At 72.2% G+C, this 15,425-nt stretch carries 13 protein-coding genes; 5 read left to right on the top strand and 8 right to left on the bottom strand.

The window, feature by feature from the left end; genetic code table 11:
- Positions 1-130: 130 nt before the first annotated feature.
- Positions 131-733 (top strand): YgjV family protein, encoded by a 603-nt coding sequence (locus tag MFF54_RS25905; RefSeq protein WP_238307074.1) that lies wholly within the window; start codon positions 131-133, stop codon positions 731-733.
- 47 nt (positions 734-780) lie between these two features.
- Here MFF54_RS25905 and MFF54_RS25900 read toward each other — a convergent pair whose 3' ends face one another.
- The 4 genes from MFF54_RS25900 to MFF54_RS25885 all read right to left on the bottom strand — a co-directional run bounded on the left by MFF54_RS25900 (position 781) and on the right by MFF54_RS25885 (position 4,750).
- The gene (locus MFF54_RS25900; RefSeq protein ID WP_238307073.1) at positions 781-2,334 is read right to left on the bottom strand and encodes an alkaline phosphatase D family protein; all 1,554 of its coding nucleotides are present in this window, start codon (positions 2,332-2,334) and stop codon (positions 781-783) included.
- A gap of 264 nt (positions 2,335-2,598) precedes the next feature.
- The gene (locus MFF54_RS25895) at positions 2,599-3,306 is read right to left on the bottom strand and encodes a carbonic anhydrase (protein ID WP_238307072.1); all 708 of its coding nucleotides are present in this window, start codon (positions 3,304-3,306) and stop codon (positions 2,599-2,601) included.
- 212 nt (positions 3,307-3,518) lie between these two features.
- Complete coding sequence (locus MFF54_RS25890) at positions 3,519-3,806, bottom strand: hypothetical protein (RefSeq protein ID WP_238307075.1); 288 nt, start codon at positions 3,804-3,806, stop codon at positions 3,519-3,521.
- Positions 3,807-4,486: 680 nt separating this feature from the next.
- Complete coding sequence (locus MFF54_RS25885; RefSeq protein ID WP_238307071.1) at positions 4,487-4,750, bottom strand: hypothetical protein; 264 nt, start codon at positions 4,748-4,750, stop codon at positions 4,487-4,489.
- 149 nt (positions 4,751-4,899) lie between these two features.
- On the opposite strand from MFF54_RS25885, the gene MFF54_RS25880 reads away from it, so the two are divergent.
- From MFF54_RS25880 to MFF54_RS25870, 3 genes are all read left to right on the top strand, one after another.
- Positions 4,900-6,096 carry a sensor histidine kinase gene (locus MFF54_RS25880; RefSeq protein ID WP_238307070.1) on the top strand — a complete coding sequence of 399 codons (1,197 nt, stop codon included), beginning with the start codon at positions 4,900-4,902 and terminating at the stop codon, positions 6,094-6,096.
- A gap of 104 nt (positions 6,097-6,200) precedes the next feature.
- On the top strand, positions 6,201-7,283 hold the full coding sequence (locus MFF54_RS25875) for an efflux RND transporter periplasmic adaptor subunit (protein ID WP_238307069.1): 1,083 nt from the start codon (positions 6,201-6,203) through the stop codon (positions 7,281-7,283).
- Complete coding sequence (locus tag MFF54_RS25870; RefSeq protein WP_238307068.1) at positions 7,276-10,485, top strand: efflux RND transporter permease subunit; 3,210 nt, start codon at positions 7,276-7,278, stop codon at positions 10,483-10,485. The genes MFF54_RS25875 and MFF54_RS25870 overlap by 8 nt, the downstream gene beginning before the upstream one ends.
- A 443-nt stretch (positions 10,486-10,928) precedes the next feature.
- Here MFF54_RS25870 and MFF54_RS25865 read toward each other — a convergent pair whose 3' ends face one another.
- Positions 10,929-11,165: a DUF2171 domain-containing protein gene (locus tag MFF54_RS25865; RefSeq protein ID WP_238307067.1), complete on the bottom strand. Its 237-nt coding sequence runs from the start codon at positions 11,163-11,165 to the stop codon at positions 10,929-10,931.
- Positions 11,166-11,176: 11 nt separating this feature from the next.
- Entirely contained in the window at positions 11,177-11,725 is a 549-nt protein-coding gene (locus MFF54_RS25860) for a YciE/YciF ferroxidase family protein (RefSeq protein WP_238307066.1), read from the bottom strand.
- A gap of 499 nt (positions 11,726-12,224) precedes the next feature.
- On the opposite strand from MFF54_RS25860, the gene MFF54_RS25855 reads away from it, so the two are divergent.
- Positions 12,225-12,623, top strand: a complete 399-nt coding sequence (locus MFF54_RS25855) for a group III truncated hemoglobin (RefSeq protein WP_238307065.1) — start codon at positions 12,225-12,227, stop codon at positions 12,621-12,623.
- A gap of 161 nt (positions 12,624-12,784) precedes the next feature.
- On the opposite strand, the gene MFF54_RS25850 is transcribed toward MFF54_RS25855, so the two are convergent.
- Both MFF54_RS25850 and cobF read right to left on the bottom strand, forming a co-directional pair.
- The gene (locus MFF54_RS25850) at positions 12,785-14,443 is read right to left on the bottom strand and encodes a DEAD/DEAH box helicase (RefSeq protein ID WP_238307064.1); all 1,659 of its coding nucleotides are present in this window, start codon (positions 14,441-14,443) and stop codon (positions 12,785-12,787) included.
- 161 nt (positions 14,444-14,604) lie between these two features.
- Positions 14,605-15,351 carry a precorrin-6A synthase (deacetylating) gene (cobF, locus tag MFF54_RS25845; RefSeq protein ID WP_238307063.1) on the bottom strand — a complete coding sequence of 249 codons (747 nt, stop codon included), beginning with the start codon at positions 15,349-15,351 and terminating at the stop codon, positions 14,605-14,607.
- Between the last annotated feature and the right edge of the window lie 74 nt (positions 15,352-15,425).

The raw sequence follows: 15,425 nt of genomic DNA, 5'->3' as shown, positions 1-15,425 counted from the left end.
GGCGGGGCGGGGCGGGGCGCGGGCGCCACACCGGATCGGCGCAGCAAGTCCCGTTAACGAACCGGTTACCATGCGGGCCTAGCGGCTCGGGTCTCAGCACAGTGCAGATCCGGCGCCGCAAGAGCCCACCATGTCGTCCCAAGACATCCTCTCCCAAGACATCCTCTCCCAAGATCTCGTCCGCGACACAGTTGTCGCCCTGGCCGACACCGTTCTGGGCCATCTCGACATCTTCGGCGCACTCGGCCTCTGCCTCGGCTTCGCGGCCGGGATGATGCCGCGCCGGGAGGCGATCCTCCTGGCCTCGGCGGCCTGCGCGGGGAGCTTCGCGCTGCACTTCCTGCGGCTCGGCGCGCATACGGGCACGGCGATGTGCGCGCTCTCGGTGCTGCAGAGCCTCGCCGCGGCCCGGTTCGGCGGGCGGGCGCGGCGGCCGGCCTGGTTCGTGCCGTTCTTCGGGCTCGGCTTCGTGGCGGTGCTCGGCCTCACGGCCGCGACCTGGAACGGCTGGCCCTCGGCCTGCGCCGGCATCGGCGCGCTGCTCGCCACCCGCGCCCGGCTGCAGGCGGAGGCCGGCGCCATGCGCCGCCTGTTCCTCGGCGCCTCGCTGGCCTGGGCCGGCCACAACCTGCTGGTCGGCTCGGCCTTCGGCCTGACCTGCGACCTGCTGACGATCTCGGGGCTGCTCGTGGCGATGGGCCGCGCGGCGGGCGCGCGGCCGGCGGCGGCCTGAGCGAAGCTCTCCCTCCCCCCCGCAGAGGGGGGAGAGCAACGCGCGCCTCACGCCGGGTCGAGCACCGTCTTCCAAAGGTCGGTGTCGGCGGCGTCCTTCAGCGTCACGGTCATCTGGCCCGTGGCGCCCGCGATCGCGACGTGGCCGAAGAACTCGTAGCCTTCGGCCGGCGAGAGGTTCTGGCGCCCGTCGGGCGGCGCCTTCACGAAGCGGAGCTGCGGGCCGAACGTGTCGTCGAGCTTGGCCGGCCCGAAGGTGCCCGCGTGGAGCGGGCCCGAGACGAACTCCCAGAACGGCGCGAACTCTTGGAAGCGGGCCCGGTTCGGGTCGTAGTGGTGCGCCGCCGTGTAGTGCACGTCCGCGGTGAACCAGACCGTGTTGCGGATGTCCTCGTCGCGGATGAAGCGCAGCAGGTCCGCGATCTCGAGTTCCCGCCCGAGCGGGGGCCCGTCGCCCTGCGCCACGGCTTCCGAGCCGAACGTCCGGTCGGTGTCGTATGTGACGACGAGGCCGAGCGGCATGTCGGCGGCGATCGCCTTCCAGGTGGCCTTCGAGGCCTTCAGCGCCCGCTTCAGCCAAGCGAGCTGCACGGGCCCGAGGAACTGCGTGCGCGCGCTCGCCTCGGTCTCGTCGTTGGCGCCGTTCGGCCCGCGGTAGCTGCGCATGTCGAGCAGGAACACGTCGAGATGCGGGCCGTACGCGACCCGGCGGTAGACGCGCCCCGGTTCGGCCGGCTCGAAGCGCATCGGCATGTACTCGTGGAAGGCGCGCGACGCGCGGGCGGCCAGCACGAGGCTGTTGCCCTCCCTGTAGCCGCGGCGGCGGTGCTCGGCCCGGGTCAGCGGCTCGCCCGGCCACCAGTTGTTGGTGACCTCGTGGTCGTCCCACTGGGCGAGCACCGGGATCGCGCGGTTCATCGCCAGCAGGTTGCGGTCGCGGAGATTGTACTTGTAGGCGCCGCGGAACTCGCTGAGCGTCTCGGCGGCCTTGGCCTTCTCCTCGGTGACGAGGTTGCGCCAGAGGCTGCCGTCGGGAAGCCGGACCTCGGCCTGGATCGGCCCGTCGGCGTAGATCGTATCGCCCGAATGCAGGAAGAAGTCGGGGCGGTTCCGCAGCATGGCGGCGTAGATCGTCATGCCGCCGCGGGACTCGTCGATGCCCCAGCCCTGGCCTGCGGTATCGCCCGACCAGCAGAAGCTGACGTCGCGCGCCCGCGCCGGGGCGCTGCGGAAGCGGCCGGTGAGCGGCTCGCCCAGGATCGTCGGCTCGGCGAGGTTCTGGAACTGGACCCGGTAATGGATGTCCTGATCGGGCGGCAGGCCCTGGAGCAGGGTCTTCACCGTGAGGTCGCTCTCCGGGAGGGCGTCGACGAAGACGCCGCCGCGGATGTCCGCGAAGCGCTCGGTCGTCGCCCACGCGATCACCGCGCGGGCGGGCCGGTCGGCACGGGCCCAGACCACCGCCTCATCGCCCGAGACGTCGCCCGATTGCAGGCCGTGGCTGAGCGCGGGCCGGTCGGCGGCGCGGCTGATCGCAGGCCGGGCGAGGCTGAGGGCGGCGGCGCCCGCGAGGACGCGGCGGCGGGTGAGGGGAGGGGACATCGGGCGCTCTCGCCGGGATCTCGAAACCGGGCGGGAGCAGAGCGCAGCCGTCTGACAGGGGGATGACGGGGGAACGCCTGCCATCGCACGTTCCCCGCCTCCACGCCGTCATCGATCTTCAGCGGCCCTTTGCGGAGAGCCGGGATCGTCCGGATCAAGGCTGAGCACGAGGCCGGCAGATCGCGCGAGGTTCTCGCGCCCGCCGGCAGGAATCAGGACACGGATCGGGACGGGGGCCGGGGCGATGCCTGCATGGACCTGTCCTCATTCGGCGGCGATGGGGGCGGCTCGGTATTCCGGCACCGCGACCCTGCGGGTCAGCGAGGCCTGGGCGACGGGCAGGCCGGCCTCGTCCGCGAAGGGCACGAAGCGGGCGGCCTCGCCGTCATAGGCAAGGAGCTCGCCGCTCTCGATCTCGAAGAACCAGCCGTGGAGCGTCAGCTCGCCCTTGGCGAGCGCGGCGGCGACGCTCGGATGGGTGCGCAGGTTGGAGAGCTGCACCGTCACGTTCTCGAGCGCCAGCGCCCGGTGGTGCTCCTTGGGGTCCATGCCGGCCGGATAGGCCTCGCAGACGATGCGCTCGGCGGCCGCGGCATGGCGCAGCCAAGCGGCGACGCTCGGCATCTTCCCCAGCGCCTCGGGGGTCATCAGCCCCTTCATGGCACCGCAATCGGAATGGCCGCAGACCACGATGTCGCGCACGCCGAGCGCCACGACCGCGTACTCGATCGCCGAGGAGACACCGCCGTTCTGCTGCGTGAACGGGGGCACGATGTTGCCGGCGTTGCGGCAGACGAACAGCTCGCCGGGCCCCGCCTGCGTGATGTGCTCCGGCGACACGCGCGAATCCGCGCAGGCGATGATCAGGGCCTTCGGGCTCTGCCCGTCGCGGACGAGCCGCCGGTACATCTGCTGCTGGCCGGGAAAGATCTGGCCCTTGAAGGTGGAGATACCTTGGATGATGTTGTCCACGTGAGATCCTCGTGTTGCGAGAAGGTCGGCGGTGACGTGCGGCGCTGAGTGCATGATCTTGGGCAAAAGATGTCGCGCATCTCACGGCGCCGCACTATCATGATGGTGGACGGATACTTTGAATTCGCCCGTAGAGTCTATCGCAGGGCTTGGAATATCTCCCCTCTCGCCGTGATGCGGGCCTGAATTTGTGCGCCGCATCGGAGATGAGATCAGCGCGCCGGACGTTTGGACGAGCCCGCGGCCCAGGACGGCGACACGACGTTGCGGCGGGCGATGACCGGGGCGGGCTCATGCAGCATCGGCGCGCCGAGAAGCTGCCCGGTGCCGCGGCGCTGCGAGTAGGACGAGCGGGGATCATGGTAGGGGTCGTTGACGAAGCTGCTCATGTGGCCCCCGCCGGCCACCATGCGCTCGCCACCCCCACCCTCGCCGGCCTGGGCGGCCAGGGGCAGGCCAAGGGCGGCGGCCATGACGGCAGTCGTAACGATGCGCTTCATCATGATGGTCCATCCTCTATGTTTGTGTATTCGCGTAGATCTCTAGTGATCTACGCCGACGAGAGGAATGTAGTCGAAGTTTTTCCTCGTGTTTGTGCGGAAAAACACCCTGTTATACTTCAGGTTTTAATCCGCACCGGCGATCTGTCCGCGTGAACCAGCGCACATGGCCGCCGTGATGCGCGCCTGCGCCGCGGGATTACCCGACCGGCGAGAAGGGCCGCTGCCGGGGCATTCGGACGGGCGGGTCCGTCGCTCAGCCCTCCAAACCACGGTTCAGTCAGGGGTTTAGGGCAGGGGCTTAGGGAAAGCCCGATACGATGGGGCCAGGGCTGCGGCAGAACGATCACGGCCAGGGCGCAGGACCGGCATAATGAAATGCCCGTGTGCCAGCGGGTCGAAACAGCCGAATATTTGATCGTCGCCGCGCGTTACGACGCTCGAACGCGGGGGATGGTCGCGTCATCGCACGGAGCGCGCGCTGTCGCAGGGCCGCTGCCTTGGGCATACCGGCGTCGGTCGGGGGAGGGGAGCTACGGACGCCGCGCGATCCGGGGGGCGAAGGGTCGGTGCAGGTCCGGGTGCAGGTCGGCTTCCGAGCCGCGGGCGCGCTGGAAGCCGCCCGGGCCGGCACCGGGCCTTCCCGCCGGTCGGCAGCCCGATGCGCCGAAGGGAGGCGCCTACGCGCCCGCCGCGCGCCGCATCGCCTCAACCAGGGTCTCGGTGAAGCGCTGCGCCTCCTCGGTGAGGTCGATGCTGGTCTCGCTCGCGGTGACGAGGCCCCGGCCCTCCAGCTCGGCGACGCCGTCCGGATCGGCCTCGTGGCCGGCGCCGTCCTTCCGGATCACCGACGCCACGCGCTCCCCGCTGAGCAGGCGGTGGTAGGCCGCGAAGGCGAAGATCGAGAGTGCCTTGTCGGAAAGTCCCTGCGTGCCGTCGGCCATGGTCGCGCCTCCTCCTGTGGTCGGCCCATCAACGGGTGAGGGAGGCGGAGGCTGCAGCGTCGAAGGGACGCGGGGCCGTGCGGGCGCAATCCGTTGCGGCGCCTCACACATCGCGCCCGCCCCCGCATCCTGCTACAGATCCGCCCGTCATGGACGCCTGTTCTGCCGATCTCTCCCTTCGCCTGCGCCAGCAGGCGATCCTCTCCGAATTCGGCGTCGAGGCCCTGCGCGGCGACGACGTCGACGGGCTGCTCCAGCGCGCGGCCGAGCTCTGCGCCGAGGGGATGGGCGCGCAGTTCTGCAAGGCGCTGGAATACCTGCGGGGCGAGGACACGCTGCTGGTGCGCGCCGGGGTCGGCTGGGCGCCGGACGTGATCGGGCGCGCCCGCGTCGGGGCCGACCTCGCCTCCCCCGCGGGCTTCGCCCTGAAGACCGGGCGGCCGGTGATCTCGAACCACCTCGCCGAGGAGACCCGCTTCCGCACGCCCCAGCTCATGGCCGAGCACGGCATCCGCCGGGCGATCAACGTGCTGATCGAGAACCGCGACGGCGCCTTCGGGGTGCTGGAGGTGGACGACACCCGCGAGGGCATGTTCGGCGAGGCCGACATCGCCTTCATGCAGGGCTTCGCCAACCTGCTGGGCGGGGCGATCGAGCGCCAGCGCACCGAGGGGCTGCTGCGCGCGGCGCTCGCCCGGCAGGACCTGCTCGCCCGCGAGATGAGCCACCGGGTCAAGAACAGCCTCGCGATCGTGGCGAGCCTGCTGGCGCTCCAGGCCCGCAGCGCCGAGGCTGGTCCGGACGGCGAAGCCGTGCGCGCCGCGCTGATCGACGCGCGCAGCCGCGTCGAGGCGATCGCGGGCGTGCACGACCAGCTCTGGCGGCAGGGTGACGGGCAGAGCGATCACGGCCACGACGCGGCGCCCGGCGAGATCGACCTCGCCTCCTTCCTCCAGACCCTGACGGCGAACCTGCAGAGCGGCGCGCCGCGCCACCGCCTCGTCTGCACGGTGGCGCCCCTGCGCATCGCGGCCGACCTCGCGATCCCGATCGGTCTCCTCGTCAACGAGCTCGTCACCAACGCGATCAAGTACGCCTATCCGGTGGCGGACTGCCCGGCGGGCGGCGAGATCCGGGTGCGCACGGTGCTGGCGGAGGGCCGGCTGATCCTCGACGTGGCCGACGACGGCGTCGGCCTGCCGGAGGATTTCGACATCGCCCGGGCGACCCGCAGCCTCGGCATGCGGGTGATCGTGAACCTCAGCCGCCAGCTCGGGGCGACGCTCGCCACGCCGCGGAGCGGGCCGGGCGCGCATTTCCACCTCGCGGTGCCTCTGCCGGGATGAAGTCCGGGTAGATCCGGACACGAAAACCGGGCAAAAGTGGCAATGGTCGAGCCTGATCCGCGAGGGAGGGCGGTCCGACCGTGTCGCGTGCGGGGAGGTTGCCGGTGTTCCAGAGGCGCAGACGCCCCGTGTTCCTCGCGGGCGCGGCTCTCGTGGCCGCGGGGCTCGCGGGCGCCGCGCTCCTCACCGAGACCGGCACGGTTCTGCGCGCCCGCACCGCCGACGTCTTCGCGCTCACGGCCCCGCCCGCTCAAGCCCCGCTGCCCGCCCCCCGCACGGCCGTCGAGGACGGCCGCACCGTGGTGCGCCTCAGCCCCGAGGAGCGCGCCCGGATCGGGCTGGTGACGGAGACCCGCCGCGCCCTGCCCCACCGGCAGGAGCTCCAGGCCTACGGCCTCGTGCTCGACCTCGCCCGGGTGACCGAGCTGACCAACGCCTACGCGAGCGCGAAGGCGCAGCTCCAGCAGGCGCGGGCCAGGGCCGAGGTCTCGGGCAGCGCCTCGCGCCGGGCGAAGAACCTTGGACAATACGCCACCACCGTGCAGGTCGAGACCGCGGAGGGCACCTACCAGACCGACGCAGCCGCCCTGACGGCGGCGGAATCGCAGCTGCGCACGCTCGCCGCCACCGCCCAGCAGGAATGGGGGCCGGTGATCGGGAAGGCCATCGTCGAGCGCGCGCCGGCCGTCACCCGGCTGATCGAGCGCACCGACTTCCTCATGCAGGTGACGCTGCCGCCGGGCGAGTCCCTGAGCGCGGCTCCCGCGGCGGCCTTCGCCGAGGTGCCGCCGCAGAGCGCCCGGGTGCCCTTGCGCCTCGTCGGACCGGCGCCCCGCACCGACCCGCGCATCCAGGGCCAGAGCTTCTACTATCTGGTCTCGGGCGAGGGCGGGCTCCTGCCCGGCATGAGCACGCTGGCCTTCCTGCCCGCCGAGCGCGCGGTGACCGGCGTGCTGGTGCCCGAGGACGCGGTGGTGCACGGGCAGGGCGGCACCTGGGTCTACCGGGCGGTCGGGGAGGGGGCCTACGTGCGCCACCCGATCCGCACCGACCCGCCGATGTCGGACGATGCCTACGTGGTCGAGGGCCTGCCCGACGGCACCGAGATCGTGCTGAAGGGGGCTCAGGCGCTGCTCTCGGAGGAGCTGAAGAGCCAGATCCGGGTCGCGGGCGACGACGATGACTGAGCCCCGCGGTCTGCAAGCCGCCCTGGTCGGGTTCTCGGTCCGCCTGCCCCGGGTGGTGCTGACGCTCGCCGCAGCGCTCCTCGTGCTCGGCCTCTACGGCCTGGCCCGCGCCAAGTACGACGTCTTCCCGGAATTCGCCCCGCCCGCCGTGGTGATCCAGACCGAGGCGCCGGGGCTCGACCCGGAGCAGGTCGAGGTGCTGGTCACCCAGGCGGTCGAGGTGGCGGTCAACGGGCTGCCGGGGCTGGAGGCCTTGCGCTCCTCCTCGATCCAGGGCCTCTCGGTGATCACCGCGACCTTCCGCTCGGGCAGCGACATCGACCGGGTGCGCCAGCGCGTCGGCGAGCGGATCGCGGCGCTCGCCGGCCGCCTGCCCCAGGGGGTGATGGCGCCCGCCATCACGCCGCTGACCTCCTCGACCGGCACGGTGCTCCTCGTCGGCCTGACCTCGGAGAGCCGCGACGACCTCGATCTGCGCACCATCGCCGACTGGACCGTGCGCCAGCGCCTGCTCGCCGTGCCGGGCGTCGCCCAGGTCTCGGTCTATGGCGGCGGGGTGCGCGCGCTCCAGGTGCAGGTGCGCCCGAACGACCTCGTGCGCTTCCGCGTCGGCCTCAACGACGTGGTGGCCGCCGCCCGCAAGGCCACGGGCGTGCGCGGCGCCGGCTTCGTCGACACGCCGAACCAGCGGGTGGTGCTGCGCACGGAGGGGCAGGCCCTCGACCCGGAGGTGCTCGGCCGCACCGTCCTCCTCAACGAGGGCGGCGCCAGCGTGGTCCTGGCGGACGTGGCCACCGTCCGGGTCGCGCCCGAGCCGCCGATCAGCGCCGCGCTCGTCGACGGCAAACCCGGCGTGCTCCTGATGGTGGGGGCGCAGATCGGGGCCAACACCCTGGAGGTCACCGCCCGGACGGAGGCCGCGCTCGCCGACCTCGCCCCCGCGCTCGCCCGCGCGGGCGTGGTGCTCCGGCCCGACCTGTTCCGCCCCGCGAACTTCGTCGCCGTCGCCAACGGCCACGTGCTGCAGGCGCTCGCCGTCGGCGGGGCGCTCGTGGTGATCGTGCTGTTCGTGTTCCTGGCCGACTGGCGCACCAGCCTGATCAGCGCGGTCGCGATCCCGCTCTCGCTCGTCGCCGCGGTGCTCGCCCTGATGGCGGCGGGCGAGAGCCTCAACACCATGACGCTCGGCGGCCTCGCCATCGCCATCGGCGAGGTGGTGGACGACGCGGTGATCGGCGTCGAGAACGTGGTCCGGCGCCTGCGCGAGCGGCGGCTGGCCGGCGACCCGGCGCCCGCCGCCCGCATCGTCCTCGAGGCGGTCTTGGAGGTGCGCACGGCGGTCGCCTACGCCACCGTCGCGGTGCTGCTCGTCTTCCTGCCGGTGCTGGCGCTCTCCGGCGTGGCGGGCCGGCTCTTCGGCCCGCTGGCCCTGGCCTACATCTTCGCGGTGCTGGCCTCGCTCGCCGTCGCCCTCACGGTGACGCCCGCGCTCGCCCTGCTGCTGCTCGGAAGAATGGGGCAGGGGACCCGCGCGCCGCGCGAGCCGCCGCTGATGACCTGGTCGCGCGCCCGCTACAGCGCCCTGCTGGCCCGGGTCGGCCGTTATCCGCGAACGATGATCGCGGGCGCGGTTCTGGTCACGATCAGTGGGGCCGCCCTGCTGCCGGCGCTCGGCGGCACCTTCCTGCCCGACCTGAAGGAGGGCCACCTGATCCTGCACATGGCCGCGGCACCGGGCACCTCCCTGCAGGAATCGCAGCGCCTCGGCGTCCGGATCACCGAGGAACTGAGGCAGATCCCCGGGATCCGCGCGGTGGCCGCGCAGATCGGCCGGGCCGAGGCCGGACAGGATACGGCCGGCACCCATTACAGCGAGATCCACGTCGATCTGGAGCCCGGCCTCGACGGGGCGGCCCAGCGGACGGTCGAGGCGCGGATCCGGGCGCTCGCCGCGGGGTTTCCGGGCGCCGCCTTCTCGCTCAAGACCTTCCTGACCGAGCGGATCGAGGAGACGGTCTCCGGCTACACCGCGCCCGTGGTGATCAACCTCGTCGGCAACGACCTCGACCGGATCGAGGCGGCGGCGCGCGCGGTCGCCCGGGAACTCGCCGAGGTGCGCGGCGCCCGCGACGTGCAGCAGGCCTCGCCCGCCGGCATGCCGCAGATCACCGCGAGCTTGCGGCCGGCGGACCTGCGCCACTGGGGCCTCGACGCGATCGAGGTGCTGGAGACGGTCCGCACCGCCTACCAGGGCGACGTGGTCGGCCAGACCTATGTCGGCAACGCGGTGTTCAACGTGCTGGTGAACCTCGACGAGCGGGCGCGCGGCCGGCTCTCGGCCCTGGGCGACTTGCCCCTGCGCACGCCCGGCGGGCGCTACATCCGCCTCTCGCAGGTCGCCGACATCTACGAGACCACGGGCCGCTACCAGGTGCAGCACCAGGGCGCGCAGCGGGTCCAGGCGGTGACCGCGAACGTGGTGGGGCGGGACATCGCGGGCTTCGTGGCGGCGGCCAAGCGCAAGATCGCCAAGGAGGTGCAACTGCCCGAGGGCGTCTACGTCGCCTTCGCGGGCTCGGCAGAGGCGCAGGCCCAGGCCCGGCGCGACCTGCTCATCGCCTCGGGCGCGGCCGGCCTCGGCATCGTGCTGCTCTTGGCCGTGGTGACGGGCTCGGGCGCCAACCTCGCGCTCGTCCTGGTCAACCTGCCGCTGGCCTTCGTGGGCGGCGTTGCGGCGGTGGCGGCAACCGGCGGCGTGCTCTCGCTCGGCTCCATCGTCGGCTTCGTGACGCTGTTCGGCATCTCGTTGCGCAACACCATCATGATGATCGCGCATTACGAGCATCTCGTCACGGTCGAGGGCCGGCCCTGGACCAGCGACACCGCGATCCTCGGCGCCGCCGATCGGCTGGTGCCGATCCTGATGACCTCTCTGGTGACGGGGCTCGGCCTGATGCCGCTGGCGCTGGGTGCCGGCGAGCCCGGCCGCGAGATCGAGGGCCCGATGGCGATCGTGATCCTCGGCGGCCTCGTCAGCTCGACGGTGCTGAACCTCCTGATCCTGCCGGGGCTGGCCCTGCGCTTCGCCCGGTTCGGGGCGGACCCGCAGGGGAGGGGAACAGGGGCCGGGGAGGGGGCTTCCGAGGGGGCCAGAGCGAGCGACGTGCGAGCGGACCTGCCCTGCCCCGTCCCGCAACGGTAGCCAGTTCGCCCGGAATCGAACGTGCAGGTCTCGGTGCCGAGGGATCGGCGGATCCGCCTCGGGCCCCTTCGACCCTTCGTCCGAAACCCGCCTGCGCGCGTCGGTACGAGCCCGCACCACACCGTGCCCCCTCTCCCGTGCGGGAGAGGGTTGGGGTGAGGGAGGAGAACGCGACGGAAGGCGCGCGTCGCTGCCGCGGAACCGCAGCGTCCGATCCGGATGGCTCCGCGCCCCTCACCCGGCGTTCCACGATAGCGGATCTCTCCCGCTCAGGATGCGGGGACCCGAGCCGCGGGCGAGGACCGTCGGAGAGGGCGCTGGATGTCCCTCCTCCGCGGCCGTCCTGTCACCGGGGGGAGGGGGTGGATGCGCGGGCGGCTTCATGCGCGAAGGGCCGCCATGCGGCGGCCCTCCCCGTTCCTATTCACCTGCACGGAACCGACCTAATGGTCGGTGGCCCACTCGTCCTTGGCCTGCGCCGCCGTCCGGTTCAGCCGAACTGCGCCGTCCTCCACCCCCGCGACCGAGTCCAGATGGATGTAGTGGTGCTGCCCCTGCGCCTCCGGATCGGTCTTGGTGAGCTTGATGCGCTGGCCCTCGACATGGTCGACGGTGCCGACATGCCCACCATCGGAGCCGGTGACCTCCATGTGCTCGCGGATGCTGCCCGTATCGATCACGGCACCTCTCCTCAGGCCGCCTTGCGGCCGGCCTTGCCCTTGGGCGCCTCGGGCTCGTCCTCCGCAGCCTCGGTGCCGAGGGCGTTGATGCGCTCGGCAATCTCGCTGAGCAGGGCGTCGGTCTTCTTCTCCTCCTGCAGGGTCTGGTCGAGGAGCTTGGCCGCATCTTCGTAGCCGAGCTGCGACGCCCAGGTCTTCAGGGTGCCGTAGCGGGCGATCTCGTAGTGCTCGACCGCCTGGGCGCAGGCGGCCAGCACCGCGTCCGCGGCCGGGCTGTCGGCGAAGTCCTCCAGATCCTCCTCCATCTCGGCGGTGATGCCCTGCATGGCCTCGCAGGTCTTGGCCCGGGCCGGCTTGCCGACGATCTCGAACACCTGTTGCAGGCGCTCCACCTGCTCGGCGCTCTCCTCGGCATGCGCCTCGAACGCCGCGCGCAGATCCTCGTCCTCGGCCGCCTTAGCGGACTTCTTGAGCGCACGAACGGACTGCTTCTCGGCGTAGTACACGTCCTTCAGCGTCTCGTAGAAAGCATCGTGCAAGGTCTTCTGCTTGGTCGCCATGGTATCCTGACTTTCTGAAAGCTGGCCGCCTTGCCGCGTCTCGCGCGAGGACCGGCCAAGGTCTTTCGGAGAACGCCACCCGAGGCTGGCGGCTCCCAGAAAATCTCTGTGCGTGCCGGACCAAATTTCGGGAACCATGCCGGGCCCGGCAGCGATGGGCGGCGGCCGGGGGAGGGGGCCGGGATCCCGGGGCCCCCTCGCCCGGACCCGCGGCCTTCCGCGTCGTCGGCCGGCTTCCGACACGCGCACCGTCATCCGGGGCTCTCGCCTGCGGCGAGCCCCGGATGACGACCCGGGTGACCGGCTGCCGATAGGGAGGCGTACGGCCCCGTCCTCGCGCGCGCGAGACCCGTTCCGCCCATCGCAAGCAAGTTCGCATAAGATATATTATGGAACCTGAAGGCCGGTCGAGCCGGGTGAGGGGGCCTTGCTCCGGTCTGTTCGGTGCCAGGGCCGGAGCCTTGATGCCGGCCTTCCCGCCGTGGCATGCCAAGCCCCGATGTCCGACCCGATCCTCGACGAAGCGAAGCTCGCCGGCTTCCTCGATGCCTTCTACACCCGCGTGCGGCAGGACCCGTTGATCGGTCCGGTCTTCGCGGCGGCGATCCCGGACGCGGACTGGCCCCGCCACATGGCGACGATCCGGGACTTCTGGTCCTCGGTGCTGCTGAAGACCGGCCGCTACAAGGGCAACCCCTTCGGCAAGCATCAGGCGCTCGGTGCGCTGGAGCCCGCCCATTTCGCCCGCTGGCTCGGCCTGTTCGAGGCGACCGCGACCGAGCACTTCGCGCCGGAGACGGCGGCCGCCCTGGTCGCACGGGCCCACCGGATCGGCGACAGCCTGAAGGCCGGCCTGTTCTTCCGGCCCGGGGCGTCGGACGGGCAGGGCCCGTCCTGAGGCGAGAAGGCTTCCAAGCGCCTTCCCCGTGCGCCCTCCCCGTCGAACTGGCGCGCGATCCCGAACTTCCCGTCGCGTCGATCGTCCGGTCCTCGACCCTGAGACCATCGACCCGCTACCTGGGCGAGGGCGGTCTTGAGTCCAAAAAGCCCCCTCCCCGGTCAGGCGGCCAGATCCTCCGCTCGGCGCGTATCCGTGAAGACGCGCCCGTCGGGAAAGCGCAAAGCCACCTCCGCGCTGAGCCGCCCGGCCCGACGCACCCGGATCGCGGCCGGCCGCTCCAGCTCGTCCCGGCGGTCGAGCGCCTCGGCGGCGTCGAGCGGCGCGTCGCGCCCGCCGCCGAGGCCGCGCCACCACAGCACCGCCTTCTCGCGGGCGTAGCCGCTGCCCGCCAGCGCCAGCCGGATCCGCTGCGGGCCGCCGGGGCAGGCGAGTTCGAGCGCGATTCCCTCGGGCTCGGGCGTGAGATGCCAGGCGCGCACGGGCTGCCAGCCGCCCTCCGTCCGCAGGGCCGCCGTGACCCGCTCGGAGAGGATCGGCAGGGCGTCCTCGGCCGCCGCCTCGTGCTTGGCCTCGGCGTCCTCCTCGGCCTCGGGCTCGACCCAGCAGACCTCGCAGGTCGAAGCGTTGAGGGCGATCAGCGCGCCGCAGCCGGGGCAGGGCTTGGCCCGCACCTCCCCTTCCCGCCCCCGCACCTGGGCGGCGGTGCGCGCCGTGACGATGTCGACCGGCCCGTGCATCCGCACCAGCCCCGCATAGTCGAGGATCAGCGCGTCCGTCTTGCCGGGCGCCCGCCGGAGCGCCCGCCCGACCTGCTGCACGTAGAGGCCGGTGCTCTGCGTCGGGCGGAGCAGGGCGATGAGGTCCACCTCCGGCACATTGAAGCCGGTGGCCAGCACGCCGACCGAGGTGAGGCAGCGGATCCGCCCTTCGCGGAAGGCCTGGACCAGCCGGTCGCGCGCCCGCCGCGGCGTCTCGCCCGAGATCGTCTCGCAGGAAAAACCCTCCGCCCGCACCGCGTCGCGCACGGCCTCGGCGTGGGCGAGCCCGGCGCAGAAGGCGAGCCAGGCCCGGCGCTCGCGGCCGTAGCCGACCATCTCCTCGACCGCCGCGCGGGTGATCCAGTCCTGGTTCACCGCGGCCTCGAGCTGGCTCGGGATGTAATCGCCCCCGCGCCGCCCGACGCCGCTGACGTCGAGGGCGGTGAGCGTCGCCTTGGAGAGCAGGGGGCTGAGCCAGCCGCGCTGGATCAGGTCGCCGACATTCGCCTCGTAGACGATGCGCTCGAACAGGGACCCCTCCCCCGCGTCGAGGCGCCCGCTGTCGAGCCGGTAGGGGGTGGCCGTGAAGCCGACGACGCGCATCTCCGGCCGCAGAGCCCGCAATCCTGAGAGAAAGCGACCGTAGCGGGTCTCGGCGGCGCGCGGGATCAGGTGGGCCTCGTCCACCACGACGAGGTCGCGGGGGCCGATCGCGCCGAGCTTGTCCCAGACCGACTGGATGCCGCAGATCAGCACCTGCGCCCCGGCCTCGCGCCGCCCGAGCCCCGCCGAGAAGATGCCGGCCGGCGCGTCGGGCCAGTAGCCGACGAGCTCGCGGTGGTTCTGCGCGATCAGCTCGCGGCTATGCGTGACAATGACGATGCGCGCCCCGGGGTCGCGCTCCAGGGTTTCGCGGGCGAGGGCGGCAATCACCAGCGCCTTGCCGGCCCCGGTCGGCAGCACGATCAGCCCGTCGCGGATCGGCGCGTCCCCTGCCCCGGCCCAAGCCGCCTGGAGCGCGTCGAGGCTCGCGCGCTGATAGTCCCTGAGCTGCAGCATGGGCCGCCCTTTACGGCCCCGATCGGGGTTTCCAAAGGGCTTCGCCCTTTGGCGGGGCCTCGGGGCGGAGCCCTGAGGTGGCGCAGCCACACCGGGAAAGCCGGCTTCCAGGGCTTTGCCCTGGACCCGCGAAAGGCCTCAGGCCTTTTGAAACCGAGACCTCAAGGGCGGCGCAGCAGGTAGGTGTCCATGATCCAGCCGTGGCGGGCACGGGCCTCGGCGCGCAGCCGGCGGATCTCCGGCCCGACCGTGCCGAGCCGGCCGGCGAGCAGGATCTCGTCCGGCGAGCCCAGATAGGCGCCCCAGTAGATCGTCAGCTCCGGGTCGAGATGATCGAAGGCGGGATCGCCGTCGAGCATCACCACGGTGCTGTCGGCGGGCAGAACCCCGTCCGCGAGGTTGCGGCCCGTGGTGATCGCCACGTCCGCGCCGATCCGGTTGAGCAGGATCTGATGCGCCGCCGTCAGCGCCTGCACGCTGGTGATGCCGGGCACGACCGCGCAGGTGAAGGGCAGGGTGCCGCGCGCGCGGAGGCGCTCCAGGATGCGCAGGGTGCTGTCGTAGAGGGACGGGTCCCCCCAGACCAGGAAGGCCCCCACCTCCCCTGCCCCGAGATTGTCGCGGATCAGCCCCTCCAAGAGGTCCGCCCGTGCGGCGTGCCACGCCTCGACCGCGCCCCCGTAATCGGCCGGCCGCCGGTCCCGGGCGGGATCCTCCGCGGCGATGAAGCGGTATGGCTTGCGGATGTGCTCGGCGCAGATCGACCGGCGCAGAGCCAAGAGGTCCGCCTTCTCGACCCCCTTGTCGAGGGCGAACACCGCGTCGACATCGGCGAGCGCGCGCACCGCTTGGAGCGTGAGATGCTCCGGGTTGCCGGTCCCGATGCCGATGACGCGCAAGGTTCGCATGCTTGGCTCCGGACATGCGAACGGCCCGTCATCGTTGGATGACGGGCCGTTCGGATTTGGTTGCGGGGGTTGGA

Source organism: Methylobacterium gregans (genome assembly GCF_022179245.1).
Taxonomy (GTDB): Bacteria; Pseudomonadota; Alphaproteobacteria; order Rhizobiales; family Beijerinckiaceae; genus Methylobacterium; species Methylobacterium gregans.
Note: the sequence above shows the minus strand (reverse complement) of the source record. Positions and strands in the feature narration are given on the sequence as shown.

What these genes read in the sequence shown, in the direction of transcription:
- MFF54_RS25905 (WP_238307074.1), top strand. Translation starts at nt 131, where the DNA reads ATGTCGTCCCAAGACATCCTCTCCCAAGACATCCTCTCCCAAGATCTC.
- MFF54_RS25900 (WP_238307073.1), bottom strand. Translation starts at nt 2,334, where the DNA reads ATGTCCCCTCCCCTCACCCGCCGCCGCGTCCTCGCGGGCGCCGCCGCC.
- MFF54_RS25890 (WP_238307075.1), bottom strand. Translation starts at nt 3,806, where the DNA reads ATGAAGCGCATCGTTACGACTGCCGTCATGGCCGCCGCCCTTGGCCTG.
- MFF54_RS25885 (WP_238307071.1), bottom strand. Translation starts at nt 4,750, where the DNA reads ATGGCCGACGGCACGCAGGGACTTTCCGACAAGGCACTCTCGATCTTC.
- MFF54_RS25880 (WP_238307070.1), top strand. Translation starts at nt 4,900, where the DNA reads ATGGACGCCTGTTCTGCCGATCTCTCCCTTCGCCTGCGCCAGCAGGCG.
- MFF54_RS25870 (WP_238307068.1), top strand. Translation starts at nt 7,276, where the DNA reads ATGACTGAGCCCCGCGGTCTGCAAGCCGCCCTGGTCGGGTTCTCGGTC.
- MFF54_RS25860 (WP_238307066.1), bottom strand. Translation starts at nt 11,725, where the DNA reads ATGGCGACCAAGCAGAAGACCTTGCACGATGCTTTCTACGAGACGCTG.
- MFF54_RS25855 (WP_238307065.1), top strand. Translation starts at nt 12,225, where the DNA reads ATGTCCGACCCGATCCTCGACGAAGCGAAGCTCGCCGGCTTCCTCGAT.
- MFF54_RS25850 (WP_238307064.1), bottom strand. Translation starts at nt 14,443, where the DNA reads ATGCTGCAGCTCAGGGACTATCAGCGCGCGAGCCTCGACGCGCTCCAG.
- cobF (WP_238307063.1), bottom strand. Translation starts at nt 15,351, where the DNA reads ATGCGAACCTTGCGCGTCATCGGCATCGGGACCGGCAACCCGGAGCAT.